Source organism: Shewanella sp. VK101, from assembly GCF_056497865.1.
This window is the reverse complement of record NZ_CM151402.1, coordinates 2221555-2239032: the sequence shown is the minus strand read 5'-3', so window position 1 is coordinate 2239032 and position 17478 is coordinate 2221555. Positions and strand designations below refer to the sequence as shown.

The following is a 17478-nucleotide window of genomic DNA, read 5'->3' as shown; positions in this document are numbered from 1 at the left end:
CTTGAAAGAGATGAAAACAACACCTGAGACTCCCCGAAAATGGTGAAACCCTGCCAGTGACGCTTGTTGATTGGCTGGAGCCTTGGTTTGTTGTTATCACCCAAACCGGTAAAACCGGCTTGTTGTTACTCAATCATATAGGTGTAACAAAAGTTAAGGCTGGCAGCCTGGACACGGCCCAAGCCGAATTTGCACGACCGTAAGTTGGATAAGCTGCGATGACCTTGCTCAAAAGTACCTTTTTATTAGAGTCTCTTTATCAAGAAGGTTTGCTCACATTCAAGACAGCCGGTGACTGTGCGGGTTATGTGCAACTTCAACTCCGGGTACCATGGGCTTTTGGCTATCAGGATCTGGAGATTACGGTCTGGATCCGGCCAAATATTACGAATAATTTTTTCGTAACACTACTCCCATTCCCCCCGGTGCAACAGCATAAAAAAACGCCAAAAGCAAAAAGTTTGCTTCAGATCACACCCGCCGAGAAGGAAAAAGACATTTTGTGGCAAAGCTTGTGTAAGCTCTATTGATTAAAGGTGTTTTTCAAAGAGACAGCCATGACAGATGAAACCCAACGCTTTACCGTTTCCCTCCCCCAGTCGTTATTTGAAGAGATAGAAACTGACAGCCGCGAGCGTGGCTATCAATCCCGCTCCGAGTATATCCGCGATCTGTTTCGCGACAGGATAGTCGATAAGCAGTGGAACAACAGCGTGGAAGACGTTGTCGGCGTACTGACTCTGGTATTTGACCATCACCAAAGAGGCCTGACTGAAAAACTGATTGAGATCCAACACCACCATCTGGTGCATGTGCTCTGCAGCACCCATGTCCATATAGATCACCACAGATGTTTGGAAACCATTATCCTCAAAGGGCAAGCCTCTGAGGTGAATAAACTGGTCAACCAAATCGCCGCCCTGAAAGGCGTTAACCTTGCCCGTTTGAGCCGCGCGGGCATCATCTAGTTTCAGCTCTTGGACCTTCTCCAGACACTTTTCCCTAACGCCGGGCAAAACTTCATGCCCGGCAGAAACGTCAGCAACACTGAAAACCCAACCCTTTCCACCCGTTAAACCATAAGCCTGACATGGCAGCAACTTGCAACCGAATCTTGCAACGCTGGCGGCAAGGTCTGAGTATTACGAATATAAAATTTTTCATACTCATTGTTGAGAATTTGATCTGCCTCAACAAATCCCTTGGCTGAGTTTCTATAATCATCGCCGTATTAATAAGCGATGTAACTTAGCGCACTCATACAAATCACACCTTTTTGAATGCGCGGCAATGGAAAGTTAACCCTGTTAACTGTTGCCAAATCTTCACTCAGTCTTTTTAAGGACTATTGAGATGTTTATAAGTTACTCTTTTAAACGGGCACTGCCTTGGTTGCCCTTTGGTATTATTGCCGCCAATACACTGCTGGTGCCGGTTGGCCAGGCCGATGAAGCCATGGAGATCATCGCCGTTAACGGCACCCGCTATCAGGATGATTCCGTATTGGCTCTAAGCCATACAGGTCAGAGTCTGACGGTTATCAGCCGCGACATGATAGTGTCGGCCGGTGCGGTGGACATCAACGAAATCCTCAACCAGTTTGTGCCAGGGCTCTTTGCCAATGGCCGTAATGGCCGCCACACGGATACCGACTACTCGCTTCAGGGCAGTCGCCCTGTGGATATACTCTGGCTACTGGACGGCAATCGCCTCAATAACCGCCTCTATGGCTCCACCTATACCGACAGCATTAACCCCATGATGATAGAACGCATTGAGGTGATCAAAGGCGCTCAGGGTTTGATCTACGGCTCGGATGCCATCGCCGGAGTGGTCAACATCATTACCCGCGACAGTCATGGCGAGCAAGGTGGCGAAGTCAACTTAAGCGCCGATACCCTCACCAGCTATGATCTCGGCGCTTATGTCAGTGGCGGCAGCGATACTCTAAGCTACAGCCTCAGCGGCAGCTCCAGTCAATCGGACGGTTACGCATTCTGGGAAGATGACGAATACTCGCCGGTAGCCGCAGAGGATAAAGACCGGGGTTATCGCATGATGAATATAGGCGGCAAGCTCAATTGGCAACCCTCTGCCCAGCACAAAATCACCCTGTTCGGCCAATATAATAATGGCGTGCTGGAGCGGCCTTTGGCCTACAGTGCCATCGTCTCGGAGAACGAGCGCAAACAGACACTGGCCTGGCTCGGTTGGCAATATCAGGCAACTGATAAGCTGAGCCTGGAGACCCGGCTTCACTATCAAAACTGGGACTCCTATTACTCTGAAATTACCCTGGAGCCGGATGGCAGCATGACTATCCCCTACCGGGATGCCTACTGGGGCTTTACCGACAAGGGCGCCAAGGTCAGCGGTCGTTATCAGGCAGATTCGGGGGACAGCTGGCTCGGCGGCATCGAGTGGCAAAGCTATTATGGCGCCGATGAAGTGATGGAGCTGCAAGCGCCCACCGACGATACCAAGGCCGCCTTTTTGCAATACAAGCCGCATTTTTCCGCCCTGCCCGGCACAGTGCTGGCGTTGGGGCTCAGGTATAACCGCCTGGCCAACAATGAAGATAAATGGGTGGCTTCACTGGGACTTGAACAGGAGCTTGGACAAAATTGGCAACTGAAAGCCGCCGTGGGCAATGGTTTTCGGCAACCCACTTCATCTGAGCTCTGGGCCAAGGTCGGTACCCTGGGCAACCCTGAACTTGAGAGTGAAGAGAGTATCAACACCAATCTGACCTTGGTCTATCAAGGCAACTTTACTTTCAGTGTCGAGGCTTACTGGCGCGAAACCGACAACCTGGTGGATAAACGGGAAATCGCCACCAATGTCTGGCAGTACGCCAACCTGGATGGCAAGGTTCGGGGTCAGGGGGTGGATATTCAATACATCATGAACCCGGCACAGGGCTGGCAACTTGAGCTATCCGGCAGTTATAACCGTGCCCGGGAGCGCGGCAAGGATCAGCAGATAGAGCGGATCCCACAATACATGGGCTTTGCCCGCCTCAGTTGGGATGCCACTGATTCACTGAATCTTTATCTGCAGGGACGTTATGTTGGCGAGTTTACCGATTATGGCCTCAAGGCCGGCGACTATCTGCTGACAGGCATAGGCGCCGACTGGTGGTTGACCGCCAGCCAAAACCAGCAGTTAACACTGCGGATAGATAACCTGTTTGATGAGGACAACACCAGCGCTATTTTCAAACATGGGCACAAGGCCGAGTACCCTATCCCCACTCTGGGCGCACCACGTACGGCGCAGCTAATCTACCGTTATCTGTTCTGAGTATTGCCTTCTTTGAAAGCGAGCCGCAGCCCCGTTGGAGGCTGCGGCTTTCTCTTTCTACTCGGCTGATTACTTATTTTTGCTCGACTAACTCTTAGCCAGGCAAAATGATCCGCACATCCAAGCCACGTTCGATGCCCGGTTGAATACTCAACTTACCCTTATGCAACTCGACGATTTGAGCACTGATAGACAGGCCAAGACCGGCACCGGGAACTGACTCATCGGCAATCCGGAAAAAGCGCTCAGTCAACTGCCGACACTGCTCCAATGGCAGGCCGGGCCCTGAGTCCAGCACCTGGATAACCACTTGTTTGCTCTCTTGGCGCCCCTCTTGCCAGCAACTGACTTTGATTGGCTGATCTTTGCCCGAATACTTACAGGCGTTTTCCAGCAGGTTTTTCAGCACCAGTTTCATATAGAAGGGATCAACACTGACACACACCTCTTCCGGCAATTCCAGCTGCCAACTGTAATCGGCAATCAGCGGCAGCAGTTGATCCAGCACTTCCTGCACCATTACCGCCACCGGCGTTTGCGCCACTTCCAGCTCGGACAGGGATTCCACCCGAGACAGCAACAGCAACTGCTCTACCATATGGGTCATCTGGCCAATGCCTGTGTCTATGGCATTGAGGTGCAGCTGCTGCTCGGCCTCGGTCTTGGCCTGTTGCCAGCCCTGACGGTGCAGTTTAATGACCGCCAACGGGGTTTTGAGTTCATGCGCCGCATCGGCGCTGAAACGCCGCTCCCGCGCCAGATTATCGCTGATACGGGTGATATAGGTATTGAGCGCGTCCTGCACAGGTACCAACTCTTTGGGCAGTTGCAACGCCAGCGGCCGCATATCCGCAGGGCTGCGGAGTTTGAGCCTGGCCGCCAGGCTCTCCAGCGGTTGCAACAACCAATATGAGAGAAACACCATCAGCAACGCCACTGCCGGCACCACCAACGCCGGGCCGATAAAGCTGTTGCCCATGATCTGCTCCACCAGCTCACCGCGCACATCGTCTCTTTGGCCGGTAATGATCCATACGCCCAGATCATCGGAGAAATAGCTGAGCAGATGCCAAAGCTCACCCTGGTAATAACGCTTGTGGTAACCACGCTCGAATGGCGCCATGGGCTCAATGTCGCTGTTATCCGACCTTGCCATCAGTTGTTTGGCCGGGGTCCACATCTGATAGGCGAGTTTCAGCTCATAACTCAGCTCAGTGGCATCGGCCTGCTCGGTAAAGGTATTAACCTTGCCCGGGTTTACACTCAGGATCAGTGGGTTTTCCAACATATCCAGGCGATGATCCCGCCCCTGGGCACCATAGAACATCTCCAGCATCTTGGCACTTTGCAGCATCTGGGCATCGAACAGCTCTTCTATCTGGCGGCGAGAGTCCTGGGTGTTGAGGTAACTGCTGATGCCTACCGAGAGGCAGATGCCAAGCAGCATCAATGCCATCATCACCAGACGCAGGGATACCCGGCTCATTCTACTGCCACCAAGGTATAGCCTATGCCGCGCACTGTCTTGATAAGCTCATTGGCGGTTTTTTTACGCAGGTGATGAATATGCACCTCGATGGAATTACTGCCGACCTCGTCCCAACCATAAGTCAGCTGCTCAAGCTGATTGCGGCTGAGCACCCTACCACTGGACTGGGCCAGTTCAAGCAGTAATTGATATTCTCGCCGCGACACCTGAATATGATGGCCGCGAAACAGCACCTGATGAGCATCCATATCGATAACCAGTGCCCCCACTTCCAAACGGTTTTGATTCAGACCATGTTGCCGTCTGACAATCGCCTTGATTCTGGCCACCAGCTCCCGCACATCGAAGGGTTTGGCCAGATAGTCATCGGCGCCGAGATCCAAGCAGGCAAGCTTGGTATCAAAGTCAGTGTTGGCGGTCAACACTATGGTCGGGGTATCTATGCCACGGCGGCGCCATTGGGTCAGTAGTTGGCGGCCATTGCCATCAGGCAAGCCCAAATCCAGTACTATGGCACTGAAGGTTTCATTAATCACAGCCGCCTCGGCTTGTTTGATACTGGTGACGTGATCCACCTGCATATCCAACTTGGCAAGGCTAAGCAATATCCCCTGAGCCAACAACTCATTGTCTTCTATCAGCAATATTCTCATGGGTATAACATCCGGTTTAGGTTGCCCCTATTTCGCAGCAGCGGCGCGCCTGTGTCAAGCTGAAGGCAAGAATCAAGCGGCCCGAAAAAGCTCAAATGGCAGCATAGTTACAAATAGTCAAAGAGGAGGCTGCTGATTTCGGCAATCGCGCCTCATTGAAGCGGTTATCTGATGACGCTGTACTCCAGCTGCTGCGCCTTGAGAAAATCTTCTGCCGCCGCGCCCTTTAATATGGCAAGGGTCGCCAACATGCCTGCCGTGATGCAGCTCGCGGCCTGAACCGTCACACTACGGAGCGCGCCCTGTACAGGGTAACCGCTGCGGGGATCCAGGATATGACCATAGCGGCGACCCTGATGTTCAATAAAGCGGCGACTGTCACCACTGGTGGCCAATGCACCCATGTTGAGCGATATCAGCTCCGCGGAGCGGTCAAGATTGCTGGGGTCTTCAATCCCCACCTGCCAACATCTGTTACCACTGACGGCGATATCGCCACCGAGATTGACCAGCACCTCGGTGGTTGAGGCCCTGGTCATACACAGCCCGGCAACCCTATCGGCGGCATATTCTTTTACCAGGCCGCCGAAGTCCAACGCCATGACCTCTGGCAGCATGATCCAGGGCGGCTCTGTTATTTCTTGGACGCTTTTGTCTTCGGCCCTGTCATCAAAATGGGGACTGAACTTGAGGTGTTGAAAGCCCACCCGGGACAAGGCATTTTTGATATCAGTCGAGCTCGGTAACGAAGTTTCTGACCTATTTCCCTTTTCAAAACACCAGAGCGCGAGCAGGGGGCCGGCGGTGATATCAAATAAACCCTCACTCAGTTGCCAGCAGCGTTTGGCAAACTGCAGCAACGCCGCCGCCTCGCTGTCCAGCATAAAAGGCGCTCCGGCTGAATGATTGAGCCGCCATAGCCAGTTGCCCGCTAAAAAACGGCTGTACTTCTGCTCAAGCCTTTGGCATTCCTTGATAGCGGTTTGAGTGAGGCTGAGCGCCACACGCTCGTCACCGCTTGCAATCAATAGCTCGCAGGGGCTGGCCATGGCGCGAAAACGGCCACGGAAACCAAAGTCGGTACGGCTAAGGCTCATCTCTGGTGCTGAGGTGTGGCTCTTGGTCAAAGGCTGCTTCCCTCCACTTTCTGTTGATTAAAAGCGGTAGCTGAGCTGGGCAATCACCGCCCTGAGTCTTGGAAACAGCTGCATATTGCCAAGCTCACCAGGCAATAAGGTGCCGTTGTTTTCACTCTGCTGCTGATAATATTCCAGGCGGTAGCTGAGCTCGCGACCCTCGCCGAGCTTATGCCCGAGCTTAACTCCGACCGTATAGGCTTGCAGCTCACCAAGGCGGTGGTCTGCGCTGGCGAATTCAGCTGAATAGCCGGAGATTGAGCCCTCATTCTGGAGCAACAAGGGCCGATAAAAGGACGCCGCACTTTGGCGGTAATAGCGCAGATGCAATTGGCCATAGAAGCCATCAGAGAAATAGTGCCTGAAGTGGCTCTCCAGCGTATGGGAATCCAACTGCCAATCATCAAAAGTGTAGCGCCAGGAAAGGTCCAGCACGCCCCTATTGAGCGCACCCTTGAGCAGCAAAAACAGGCTCTGCTTTTGCCGTGAGTCCGGCCTGGATTCATAAAGGTAACTCTGGGTGACACCCAGATTGTCCACCAGGCTCAGCACCTTGTAGGGGTCTGTCTGGTACCCCTTAACCAGGGAAAAACCATAGTTGCCCTGCAGCAGCCAGCGACGGTTGAGCACCTGGGTAAAACCCAGCAGCAGATCCAGGGTTTGCTTATGATCCGAGCCACCCTCTCTACTGGCCTCAAAGGCTTGTCTGAATGCCGTTTCCGAGTCGTAGTCCACTCTTCTTGCCATGGTTGCAAGCGGCAAAGGTCGGCCGCCGACCGGATCTATGGTATCCAGGCCATAAGCCAACGCCAGGGAAGCGGTACTGTTGTTCTTGTTGAAGCTATGCTCCAGCGCGCCATTGACGCCGAGCGAAGTGTAATCATATTCCCGTGAGCCATAAACGCCGCCGGCCAGCTGCCAGCTATTTTCGAAGAGCTTGTACCAAGCGGCACTCAGTTGCAGCCGCTTATCATCAAAGCTGTCATCCAACACCTGCTCACCGGCGGCTATCTGATATTCGCCGTTACCGGAAGGCCGGGTCAGAGTTTGGCTCTGTTGCTGCATTACGGCGCCCGTGGCTGATGCGCCGCTCAGGCTGTCGAACACCAATTTGATATCCAGGCCGCTGCTATCATCAAATTCGCCTTTGGCCAGCAGTACCCCTTCAAGAGTCGTCACCCTGTCCTGCTCGCCGTAAAACATCAACGCGGCTTCCAACTGCCAATCGGTAGCCTTGTCAGCACTTTTATCCGGGAAGCTGAGGTTATTGTCTGCGGCATACGTCGCACCACTGGCAAGCAGTGAGCTGCTGGCCAGTGTCAGCGCTGCGGCAATATTGGTTTCACCATTTTGCCGCTTCAATTGCATCCGCAGCCTCCTCCGGCGAATGCGCGGCCGCCACTGGCTCCCTCTTTACTGAAGTAGATATGATCGTCCAGCGCCAAGTCCAGCCTTTCGTGTGCCAGCGACATATCCTCTCTCGCCAACTGATCCCGCTCCCAAGGTTCAACCCCGAGTTGAGCACAAGCTGTCAACCCAAGAATGGCAATAAGCGATAAGCCCAATAAACGCATCCTACGCATCTGTTACTCCTTTAACGCACGCTTGAGTTCAGCCTCATACTGGCTTTGTCGCTCGGTGAAAAAACCAACATGGCTACCGAGTAGTTTTCCATCCCGGTCAAATAGAAAACTTGAGGGCATCCCCTGTAAATCCAGTCTGCGCGCCAGTCGCCCTTCAGGGTCATAAAGCACATCAAAGTCGGCATCCAGTTGCTGGAGAAACTCTCTACCTAATTGGGAGTCAGTGTCCAGATTCACCGCGATTATGGCGAGGTCCGTCTCTCGGTATTTGTGATGCATATGCTGCATCCATGGGAACGATTTGCGACATGGCGCACACCACGAGGCCCAGAAGTCCAAATAAATCACCTTACCCTTGTAGTCATTGAGGCTGACTTGAGTTCCATCATCACGGCTTAACGCCAGCGCCAATGGGGACTGCAGCGTTTCTGCCTGTCCCAAACCACAAATAAGCAACATGAGTATCACAAATGACAGTTGCGACAATTTTTTGGCCTTCATCAGTTGGTTCCTCGACGTAAACTTGCAGTCTGTGGCTGCTACTTTAAAAAAACAGCCATAAAACGGATAGATAAGGATTTTAAGTTTGCCAATCAGTAAATCTTAAATGCCCAAAAAGAGATAGTTGGACAATTTGTCCACTATTAACAATAGCCATTTTGATCCCGATCATGTAATGAAAAAGTAAACATATCAAAAATCACACCCAGACAGAAATCTTGATGCATATCAACTTTAATGAGTCAGTTGCGACCTACACTCATAGGCGTGATTTGTGTGAGTTAAAAGCTATTACATTCTTATAAATAAAAGGTTCAACCATGGACACACATGCAGCCCTTTACGAGCAAGGACGGCAACGGCTGGAGAAATTGCGTCAGCTGCCCGCCCGCCAGGACAAATCTTTACAGGAACGTATGCTGGATCACGGCCTGACCCGCCGTGACTTTATGAAGTGGAGTGCATCGGTTACCGCCATGCTGGCGTTGCCCTTGCCCTTCTCCAACCTGGTGGCCGAAGCTGCCGAACTGGCCGATCGGGTACCTCTGATTTGGTTGCATCTGGCCGAGTGCACAGGTTGCTCCGAATCTCTGGTGCGTGCCGACACGCCGAATCTGGATTCGTTGATCTTCGATCATATCTCGCTGGAATACCACGAGACCCTGATGGCTGCCGCCGGCTGGCAAGCAGAAGAGAATCTGGAGCACGCCCTGGAAGCCTACAAAGGCAACTACCTGCTGGCGGTTGAAGGGGCTGTGCCAACGGCCAACAACGGCGCCTTCTTAACGGTCGGCTGTAAGGGCCACACCGGGCTTGAAATCATCAAGCACGCCGCCGAAGGTGCTGCCGCGATAATTTCTGTGGGTACCTGTGCCTCCTTCGGCGGGGTTCAGGCGGCAGCGCCCAACCCAACCGGTGCCAAGGGCGTCCATGAAGTGGTCAACAAGACGGTCATCAACCTGGGTGGCTGCCCACCGAGTGAAAAGAATATTGTCGGCACCCTGATGTACTTCATCATGTTTGGCAAGCTCCCTGCCCTGGACATGTTTAATCGGCCCAAGTGGGCCTATGGTGCCAGGGTGCATGACAATTGCGAGCGCCGTGGCCGTTTCGACGCCGGTGAATTTGTCGAGGAATTCGGCGATACCGGTGCCAAAGAGGGCTATTGCCTCTACAAGGTAGGCTGTAAGGGCCCTTACACCTACAACAACTGCCCGACCGAGCGCTTCAATCACCATACCAGTTGGCCTGTGCTGGCCGGTCATGGCTGCATGGGCTGCTCCGAGCCCAACTTCTGGGATGATATGGCTGACTTTGAAAAACCTCTTGGCAGACAACTGCTGCATGGCCTGGATGCCACCGCCGATACCATAGGCGCTGTCATTCTCGGTGCCACTGTGGTGGGTATCGGCGCCCATGCGGTTGCCAGTCTGTTTGCCGGTTCGAAGGAGGATTAATCAATGAACCAACGTGTAGTCATAGATCCCATTACCCGTATCGAAGGCCACCTGCGTGTTGAGGTGGAAGTCGATGAAAACAATGTGGTGCAAAAAGCCTGGTCCTCCTCCACCCTGTGGCGCGGTATTGAGGTGATCCTCAAGGGCCGTACGCCTATGGATGTAGGCCTTATCGTGCAGCGGATCTGCGGTGTGTGTACCTATTCCCACTATCGCTGCGGCACAGAAGCGGTGGAAAATGCCCTCGGGATGAAAATTCCGCTCAACGCCCGCTATCTGCGCTCCTTGATGCACACTTCACTGTTTATGCACGACCATATAGTGCATTTCTATCATCTGCATGGTCTGGACTGGGTGGATGTGGTTTCCGCTCTCAGTGCCGATCCCGCCAAGGCGGCTCAAGTAGCACTCAAGTACACAGACAAGCCGATTGCCGCCGGTGAAGGTGAACTCAGGGCCGTTCAGGAGAGAGTCAAAGGCTTTGTCGAAACCGGCAAGCTTGGGCCTTTCGCCAACGCCTATTGGGGTAACGGTACTTATAAATTCACCCCAGAGCAGAACCTGATTGCCCTGTCGCACTATCTCAAGGCACTGGAAGTACAGCGGGTTGCGGCAGAGATGATGGCGATTTTCGGCGGCAAGCAGCCTCACCCTCAGTCTCTGGTGGTCGGCGGTGTTACCTCGGTGCGTGACATGCTGAGCCCGGCAAGATTACAGGAGTGGAAACAAAAACATGCCATTGTGGCTGACTTTATCGAGCGTGGTTACAAGGCCGATATCGTGATGGCGGCCGAAGCCTTCGGCGGTGAAGCCTCGGTACTGGGCGGCGTTAACATCAAGAGCTTTATGGCCACCAATGACTTTGTCACAGCCGATGGTGAGTATCTGTTTGAACAAGGGGTTATCCTCAAGGGCGACCTGGCCGGTGTCAGCGATATCAACCCGGATCTGATTGCCGAAGATGTCACCCACGCCTGGTACAAGGCCGACAAGCCGCAACACCCTTACGATGGCACCACAATTCCTGATTACACCGGCTTTGTAGAGCGCGACACGGTTTACGGCAAACTGCCGACCCTGGATGGTGACAACAAATACAGCTGGGTGAAATCCCCCCGTTACCAAGGTGAACCTGTGGAAGTGGGCCCACTCGCCTGCCTGCTGGTGAACTATGCCAGAGGCAATCAAGTGGTAGTCGATGCCGTCAATGGTTTGCTGCAACGTACCGGCTTGCCGATTGAAGCCCTGTTCACCACCCTTGGCCGCACCGCGGCGCGTATGTTGCAAACCTCGATTGTGGCCAAAGAGGGATTGCGCACCTTCGACGCCCTGCTGACCAATATCCAGAGTGACGACAGCACTTATATCAAGCCTGAGCTCGACAGCAACAAAGAGTATGTCGGCCACGCCATGATTGAAGCTCCCCGCGGTATGCTGAGTCACTGGATCCGCATCAAGGGGGGACTGGTGGAAAACTATCAGGCCGTGGTGCCCACCACCTGGAACGCAGGGCCAGTGGATGCCAAGGGACAGATGGGACCTTATGAGGCATCACTGATAGGCTTGAAACTTGAAGATCCCGCCAAGCCGCTGGAAGTGATCCGCATTATTCACTCTTTCGATCCCTGTATGGCCTGCGCCGTACACGTGATGGATTACAAGGGGCAATCCTTGGGCGAATTCCGTATCGATCCCAATGCCCGCTAAGGAGGAAGCGTCATGGCTACATCGAGTGTTTCCTATAAACAGGAGATAGTATTCAGCGCCGCGATCCGGATATTTCACTGGCTCAGAGCGTTGGCGATTTTGGTACTTGTGATGACAGGCTTTTATATCGCCTGGCCATTTCTGGTGGCGCCCGAGTCCAGTGATGTGTTGGTGCAAGGCTGGATCCGCTTTGCCCACCTGATCTTCGGCTTTATCCTCTGTGCCATTACCCTGGCCCGAGCTTATCTGTTCTTCTTCAGCAAGAGCGATATTGAGCGGCGCTCGTTTCGGGATGTGATGAGCTTGAAGAGTTGGATAGTTCAGCTCAAGTCCTATCTGTGGATGGGTAAGCTAAACAAGGCCGGTGTCTATGGCCCTCTGCAGTTTATGACCTATCTGGCAGTGTCTGTAATGGCTGCGGTGATCTGTATTACCGGGCTGGTACTCTATGCCAACGTCTACCATCAAGGTATGGGCGGCTGGCTGTGGGATATCTCCGGCTGGATCACGGCGCAGATGGGTGGCCTGGCCATGGTCAGGATCTGGCACCATTATCTGACCTGGGCCTTTGTCATCTTCGTGGTTATCCACGTTTATATGGCAGTCTGGACAGGTATCCGCTTCAAACATAACTCAGTGGACTCTATTGTCTCTGGTTATGACTATCACCCGGACAAGCACTAGAGGTCAGATGAAGATATTGCTGCTGGGTATTGGCAATGTCCTGTACGCCGATGAAGGTATCGGCGTACATTTTGTCAATTACCTCAATGAAAACTATCAATTTACTCACCCAAGCGACCAGCTCGATCTCCTCGACGGCGGCACCTTGGCACAGGGGCTTACCCCCATCATTGCCAAGTACGACGCTTTGCTCTTGGTCGATACAGTCAATGCCGCAGGCGCCAAACCCGGCGAAGTCTATTTCTTCGACTTCGATAAGGCTCCGCCTGAAATCGATTGGCAAGGCAGCGCCCATGAAGTGGAAATGCTGCAAACCCTGATCATGATGGAGATGCTTGGCGACAGGCCCCACACCATGGTGCTTGGCATCACCCCAACCGTGATTGAACCCATGACGCTTGGGCTCACACCGCAAATTGCCGCCGCCGTGCCCTTGATGGAAACCACGCTTATCAACTATCTGCAGCACCTTGGCTGGCAATGCCAAAAAACCGGTAACACTGACATAGAAGCCCTTATTCCCCACTCCTATCGCCCAAAGCTATCTGTAGCAGCAAAGGTCGATGAAGAAGACAAACTGCCGGAAACATCCCATGAAACTCGTTAGATTCGAATTTGACTGCGCCTCGCAGCAGCCTTGGTATGGGCATTTATGTAACCAATATCTTAATTACGATAAGCTGAATATCACTGTCGCCCTGTTGCCGTTGAAATCCGCGGCCAAGCAAAGCACTGCTGCCGCCCTGGAGCAGAATCATCAGGCGCCAAAGATCATCTGGCGATATATTCTCGAAGCCGAGGGGAGCCAGAGTGAGCTTGAGCAGCTCGCCGATGAGATTGCGGGTGATTTTCTCTTGAGCACCAGCTTACTGGACTCACGTATTTTACTGGCAGAGGAAAGACTCGGCGCCGCCACACCACTGGCTTTAACCGACGTACTTCCCAATGCAGCCACTCGGCCGAGCCTGGCGTTTTGTCAGCACTGCCAGCCACGTTTGGGCGATAACCAACACCCTGATTTTGCCAATATCCGTTTGCCCTGCCCCCACTGCCATGGTGAAGAGGCGGTATTGGCCAAGCCGGAGCTCTGCGCCCTGCAACCAAGCGATATCCGTGCCATGGCCGAGCAACTGCTTGAGGGCAAATCGCTCACGCTCACCGACAGCGGCAATCGGCGCCTAAAACTGAGTCTCAAACAAGATGATATGCCTCAGGGCATACCCAGCGGCCAAACACTTATCTGCTGCAATCCCAATAGCCTCAACGCCCACTTCCTGCTGACCGATGCCGAAGTGCTGGCGCTTTCTTCGATGGAAAAACCTGCGCTGCAATTAAGACCCAGCTCGCAGCACCCCAGGCTCACACAACCCTTGTACTCAGTGGCGTTTGCCGATAGCAGACTGCTGCTGATCATCTGCGAGTATTTGCGTATCAAGGGCTGCGATTATCTGTTTGCGGTCGAGTTATCCCAGCCATCCCGTGTGGAGCTATGCTGGATAGCCGGTCACTATCTGCCGCTCTATGCTCACCAGGCGCGGCTGAGTAAGGCAAGCTCAGGCCATGCCTTGCCGGAAACCCTGCACGATGAGGCAAGGTTCGGCAAATCAGTGGCGACCGTTCAAAGCCTGGGCATCCCAAAAGAGCCGCAAATTGTATTGAGAGCGGCCACGGAGAATGACGCGAATATCTGGCAAGTGGCCACAGATCACGGCGCCGAATGCGCCTTCAACGCGCTGCTGGCCGAATTCTCAGGTATAAAAAAAGCCGCACTGCTCTATTTCAGTGGCTCGAATCCATCTCAGATACGCTATCTGGATAAGGACGGCAAACAAGAGTGCTTCTTTGAGCTGACTCAACTGCCCGCCAGTGGCTATGAGATAGTACACGCGCTGGAGCAAAGCCCGCAGCGCACTGTGGTGCAAAAATTCAAAAGCCAATTCCCCGAGTGTTATAACCGCCTGCTGGATTTTGGCAGTCAGCAGCCATCCGCCTACCCCGGGTTGGATGCGCTATGGGCCGTTATCGCCATCATCAGTGAGCTTGGTCAGCAGGGTCAGTCGGCCACTGAGCTTAAAGATGCCTTTATCGCTGCCGCCATGAGTTACAAGGGCGCCAACGCACCGCGAATCGATTACCCCTTGGCCAAGGGCGAAGCGGTGCGCGGCCTTAACTGGTGCAAAACGCTGGGCACTGTCATGAGTTTCCGCCTCGCCGGTGACACAGATGCCGCCAAGCTCTGCTTCGCCGCCCAGGACTCTCTGGCTGACTATCTGGCCAACTGGGTCGAGCATCTGGATCTCAGCGTTGGTATAGATTGTGTGTTTCTGGCCGGCAGCGCCATGGCCAACCCGGTTCTGAGCAAGAGAATCGCCATCCGCATCGGCAAAAACTTCCCGCTGGCGGCCAGTCAACTGCTCGATCTCGATGGCGCCCTGCTCGCCGCCGGCGCACTTTGGCTCAGGCAAAGGAGGCGCTGATGACAGCGCTTGTTGCCCAAAGCTTCAATATCAAAGGCATAGTCCAGGGGGTGGGTTTTCGCCCCTGGATTTTCCAGTTGGCAAAACGCTTTCAGCTCACGGGCCATGTGCTCAACGATGGCCAGGGCGTCAGCATATTGGTGCAAGGTCCGGAGATGGCGCTGGCAGGATTTCGAGCCGCGCTCGATACCGAGCGCCCGCCGCTGTGCCGCATTGATGAGCTCACCGTCAGCCATGCCCAAGTGCAGGACTTGCAAGATTTCACCATAGCGCACAGCAGTGCGGGGCAAGCGGCGGCCATAGTCACTGTGGGCAGCGACAAGAGCAGCTGCGATGCCTGCTTGGCCGAGATTCGCGATCCCAACAATCGCCACTTCGGTTACCCCTTCACCAACTGCACCCACTGCGGCCCCAGATACACCATTATCCGCAACCTGCCCTACGACAGACACAATACCGCCATGGCGGGCTTTGCCCTTTGTGATGCCTGCCGCCAAGCCTATGAAGACCCTATGGACAGGCGCTATCACGCCCAGCCGGTCAGTTGCCCCAAATGTGGCCCCGAGCTGACACTGCGTGGCGCAGGCGGCGAAATCCTCGCCAAGAGAGAGCAAGCGCTGGCGCAAACCATTGCCCTTATCGAACAGGGCAAAATCCTCGCCATCAAGGGCCTAGGGGGCTTTCATCTGATCTGCGATGCCGGTAATCATGACGCAGTCACTGAACTTAGGCGCCGCAAGTGCCGCCCGGCCAAGCCGCTGGCACTGATGATGCCCTCAATCGAGTTCGCCAAACAGTATGCCGAAGGCTCGAGCGCCGAGTGGCAACTGCTCAGTAGTCAGGAGCGGCCGATAGTGCTTATGGCCAAGAAGCAACACCAGGCTGACGCTCCGGCACTCAGCAGCGCCATAGCGCCGGATATCGATCGGCTGGGTTTGTTCCTGCCTTATACGCCGCTGCATACTCTGCTGCTCGATGGCCTGCAGCGGCCGCTGGTGGCCACCAGTGCCAACCGCTCCGGCGAGCCGATTATCACAGACGGCGACGAAGTGCTGCAGCAACTCGGCAAACCGCCTCTGGCTGTGGTCGATGCTGTACTGGATCATAACCGCCCCATCATCAACGGCTGTGATGACTCTGTAGTGCAGATGCTGGATGATGAACTGCAAGTACTGCGTCTCGCCCGCGGTTATGCACCGCTGAGCCTGCCAAGCAAGAGCTTGGCGAGCATGAACATAGTAAGCAAAAGCTTGGCGAATAGGAGTACAGAAGACAACTGCTCCAACAAGCTGCCGTCGCTATTGGCCGTGGGCCCACAACAGAAAAACACCCTGGCGCTCAATATCGGTAATCAGCTCTATCTCAGCCCCCATATCGGCGATCTTTTCAGTGTTGAGGCCGAGGGCTATTTTGAGCGCACTTTGCAGAATTTCCATCGCCTGTACCACTTTGAGCCCGAGGCCATCATCCGCGATAAACACCCCGACTATGCGTCCAGCCGCTGGGCCGAGCGTCAAGGGGGTCGGCAGCTTGAGGTGCAGCATCACTTCGCCCATCTGCTGGCGGTGATGGCAGCCAATGATTACAGCGGCAAGGTGCTGGGCTTCAGCTTTGATGGCACAGGGCTTGGAGATGACAACCAGCTCTGGGGCGGTGAACTGCTGCTGGCAGACTGTCAGGGCTTTCAGCGCCTGGCAACCCTGAGCCCGATGATGCTGCTCGGAGGCGAGCAGGCCATTCGCGAGCCTTGGCGCCTGCTCTATAGCCTGCTGTTGCAAAACCATGGCATTGAAGAGTTGCAGCAATTGGCGGTCTTTGCCGCCGAGCCTGCAGCCAAGCTGGCCAACCTTGGCAAGCTCGCCAACTGTGGCATAGGCCCCAAGAGCCACTCCATCGGCCGTTTATTCGATGCCGCCGCCGCATTGCTGGCGAACTTGAGACTCAGCCAATATGAAGGCCAGGCCGGGATTATCCTGGAAACCCTTGCCCGCAGAGCCATTGCCGCCGGGAAACAGCAAAGCGCCGAGAAGCTAGGCTTAGAGCTGAAGCTTGAACATGAGCTCGAACCGACAAGCACTCGCGCCGAGCTGGTGCTTGGGCAGTGGCAAAGTGCGCCGTTATTTTCGGCGCTGCTGCTAGCCTGGCGCACCGAGCCGGACAGTGAACTGCTGGCGCTGGCCTTTATTCAGGCCATAGGCAAAGGGATTATCACCGCGGCGCTCAAAGCCCGTAACTGGCTCAAGGCCGAAGGAATAGACGAGCTGCCGCTGGTACTGAGCGGCGGCGTGTTTCAAAGTAGGCTTCTCAGTGAATACTGCCACCGGGAACTCGCCCGGCTTGAATTTCACCGCTTGAAACCCGGCCTGGTGCCGGTCAATGATGGCGGTATCGCCCTCGGGCAGCTCTGGTATGGATTACATCAACCCGGGCTCACACAGAGCTTGGTCGAACGTTGAAATTACTGATTGATATCAAGGCATCTGCCGCC

Annotated in this window: 15 protein-coding genes; 9 read left to right on the top strand and 6 right to left on the bottom strand. The window is 54.3% G+C overall.

Features of this window, described 5'->3' with window-relative positions:
• The first annotated feature begins 218 nt into the window (after nucleotides 1-218).
• The 3 genes from ACSHSR_RS10205 to ACSHSR_RS10195 all read left to right on the top strand — a co-directional run bounded on the left by ACSHSR_RS10205 (nucleotide 219) and on the right by ACSHSR_RS10195 (nucleotide 3303).
• Nucleotides 219-530: a hypothetical protein gene (locus tag ACSHSR_RS10205; protein ID WP_101058742.1), complete on the top strand. Its 312-nt coding sequence runs from the start codon at nucleotides 219-221 to the stop codon at nucleotides 528-530.
• 27 nt (nucleotides 531-557) lie between these two features.
• On the top strand, nucleotides 558-968 hold the full coding sequence (gene nikR, locus ACSHSR_RS10200; protein WP_025010297.1) for a nickel-responsive transcriptional regulator NikR: 411 nt from the start codon (nucleotides 558-560) through the stop codon (nucleotides 966-968).
• 385 nt (nucleotides 969-1353) lie between these two features.
• Nucleotides 1354-3303: a TonB-dependent receptor plug domain-containing protein gene (locus ACSHSR_RS10195; protein ID WP_082813096.1), complete on the top strand. Its 1950-nt coding sequence runs from the start codon at nucleotides 1354-1356 to the stop codon at nucleotides 3301-3303.
• Nucleotides 3304-3397: 94 nt separating this feature from the next.
• On the opposite strand, the gene ACSHSR_RS10190 is transcribed toward ACSHSR_RS10195, so the two are convergent.
• From ACSHSR_RS10190 to ACSHSR_RS10165, 6 genes are all read right to left on the bottom strand, one after another.
• The gene (locus ACSHSR_RS10190; RefSeq protein ID WP_144164238.1) at nucleotides 3398-4789 is read right to left on the bottom strand and encodes an ATP-binding protein; all 1392 of its coding nucleotides are present in this window, start codon (nucleotides 4787-4789) and stop codon (nucleotides 3398-3400) included.
• Nucleotides 4786-5445 carry a response regulator gene (locus ACSHSR_RS10185; RefSeq protein ID WP_025887320.1) on the bottom strand — a complete coding sequence of 220 codons (660 nt, stop codon included), beginning with the start codon at nucleotides 5443-5445 and terminating at the stop codon, nucleotides 4786-4788. Before ACSHSR_RS10185 ends, ACSHSR_RS10190 begins: the two co-directional genes overlap by 4 nt.
• A 164-nt stretch (nucleotides 5446-5609) precedes the next feature.
• Nucleotides 5610-6542, bottom strand: a complete 933-nt coding sequence (locus ACSHSR_RS10180; protein ID WP_479631516.1) for an FAD:protein FMN transferase — start codon at nucleotides 6540-6542, stop codon at nucleotides 5610-5612.
• A 57-nt stretch (nucleotides 6543-6599) separates the two neighbouring features.
• Nucleotides 6600-7949, bottom strand: a complete 1350-nt coding sequence (locus ACSHSR_RS10175) for a DUF3570 domain-containing protein (protein ID WP_479631469.1) — start codon at nucleotides 7947-7949, stop codon at nucleotides 6600-6602.
• Complete coding sequence (locus ACSHSR_RS10170) at nucleotides 7940-8164, bottom strand: DUF4266 domain-containing protein (RefSeq protein ID WP_219012873.1); 225 nt, start codon at nucleotides 8162-8164, stop codon at nucleotides 7940-7942. Before ACSHSR_RS10170 ends, ACSHSR_RS10175 begins: the two co-directional genes overlap by 10 nt.
• A gap of 3 nt (nucleotides 8165-8167) precedes the next feature.
• A complete protein-coding gene (locus tag ACSHSR_RS10165) occupies nucleotides 8168-8665 on the bottom strand; it encodes a TlpA disulfide reductase family protein (protein ID WP_037436893.1) in 498 nt (165 codons plus the stop codon).
• A gap of 320 nt (nucleotides 8666-8985) precedes the next feature.
• On the opposite strand from ACSHSR_RS10165, the gene hyaA reads away from it, so the two are divergent.
• From hyaA to hypF, 6 genes are read left to right on the top strand one after another with little or no spacing between them, the layout of a single operon-like run.
• Nucleotides 8986-10122 carry a nickel-dependent hydrogenase small subunit gene (hyaA, locus tag ACSHSR_RS10160; protein ID WP_062793451.1) on the top strand — a complete coding sequence of 379 codons (1137 nt, stop codon included), beginning with the start codon at nucleotides 8986-8988 and terminating at the stop codon, nucleotides 10120-10122.
• Nucleotides 10123-10125: 3 nt separating this feature from the next.
• Nucleotides 10126-11829 (top strand): nickel-dependent hydrogenase large subunit, encoded by a 1704-nt coding sequence (gene hyaB / locus ACSHSR_RS10155; protein WP_044734538.1) that lies wholly within the window; start codon nucleotides 10126-10128, stop codon nucleotides 11827-11829.
• Nucleotides 11830-11841: 12 nt separating this feature from the next.
• Nucleotides 11842-12513, top strand: coding sequence for a Ni/Fe-hydrogenase, b-type cytochrome subunit (gene cybH / locus ACSHSR_RS10150; protein ID WP_044734539.1), 672 nt, complete (start codon nucleotides 11842-11844; stop codon nucleotides 12511-12513).
• Between the two features lie 7 nt (nucleotides 12514-12520).
• Nucleotides 12521-13120, top strand: a complete 600-nt coding sequence (locus ACSHSR_RS10145; RefSeq protein ID WP_025887315.1) for a HyaD/HybD family hydrogenase maturation endopeptidase — start codon at nucleotides 12521-12523, stop codon at nucleotides 13118-13120.
• Nucleotides 13107-14990, top strand: a complete 1884-nt coding sequence (locus tag ACSHSR_RS10140) for a NiFe hydrogenase (protein ID WP_479631468.1) — start codon at nucleotides 13107-13109, stop codon at nucleotides 14988-14990. Before ACSHSR_RS10145 ends, ACSHSR_RS10140 begins: the two co-directional genes overlap by 14 nt.
• Nucleotides 14990-17446, top strand: a complete 2457-nt coding sequence (gene hypF / locus ACSHSR_RS10135) for a carbamoyltransferase HypF (RefSeq protein ID WP_479631467.1) — start codon at nucleotides 14990-14992, stop codon at nucleotides 17444-17446. The genes ACSHSR_RS10140 and hypF overlap by 1 nt, the downstream gene beginning before the upstream one ends.
• Nucleotides 17447-17478 lie beyond the last annotated feature (32 nt).

Bases quoted from the DNA above. Each gene is read 5' to 3' on its own strand.
- ACSHSR_RS10205 (WP_101058742.1), top strand. From the start codon at position 219: ATGACCTTGCTCAAAAGTACCTTTTTATTAGAGTCTCTTTATCAAGAA.
- nikR (WP_025010297.1), top strand. From the start codon at position 558: ATGACAGATGAAACCCAACGCTTTACCGTTTCCCTCCCCCAGTCGTTA.
- ACSHSR_RS10195 (WP_082813096.1), top strand. From the start codon at position 1,354: ATGTTTATAAGTTACTCTTTTAAACGGGCACTGCCTTGGTTGCCCTTT.
- ACSHSR_RS10190 (WP_144164238.1), bottom strand. From the start codon at position 4,789: ATGAGCCGGGTATCCCTGCGTCTGGTGATGATGGCATTGATGCTGCTT.
- ACSHSR_RS10185 (WP_025887320.1), bottom strand. From the start codon at position 5,445: ATGAGAATATTGCTGATAGAAGACAATGAGTTGTTGGCTCAGGGGATA.
- ACSHSR_RS10180 (WP_479631516.1), bottom strand. From the start codon at position 6,542: ATGAGCCTTAGCCGTACCGACTTTGGTTTCCGTGGCCGTTTTCGCGCC.
- ACSHSR_RS10175 (WP_479631469.1), bottom strand. From the start codon at position 7,949: ATGCAATTGAAGCGGCAAAATGGTGAAACCAATATTGCCGCAGCGCTG.
- ACSHSR_RS10170 (WP_219012873.1), bottom strand. From the start codon at position 8,164: ATGCGTAGGATGCGTTTATTGGGCTTATCGCTTATTGCCATTCTTGGG.
- ACSHSR_RS10165 (WP_037436893.1), bottom strand. From the start codon at position 8,665: ATGAAGGCCAAAAAATTGTCGCAACTGTCATTTGTGATACTCATGTTG.
- hyaA (WP_062793451.1), top strand. From the start codon at position 8,986: ATGGACACACATGCAGCCCTTTACGAGCAAGGACGGCAACGGCTGGAG.
- hyaB (WP_044734538.1), top strand. From the start codon at position 10,126: ATGAACCAACGTGTAGTCATAGATCCCATTACCCGTATCGAAGGCCAC.
- cybH (WP_044734539.1), top strand. From the start codon at position 11,842: ATGGCTACATCGAGTGTTTCCTATAAACAGGAGATAGTATTCAGCGCC.
- ACSHSR_RS10145 (WP_025887315.1), top strand. From the start codon at position 12,521: ATGAAGATATTGCTGCTGGGTATTGGCAATGTCCTGTACGCCGATGAA.
- ACSHSR_RS10140 (WP_479631468.1), top strand. From the start codon at position 13,107: ATGAAACTCGTTAGATTCGAATTTGACTGCGCCTCGCAGCAGCCTTGG.
- hypF (WP_479631467.1), top strand. From the start codon at position 14,990: ATGACAGCGCTTGTTGCCCAAAGCTTCAATATCAAAGGCATAGTCCAG.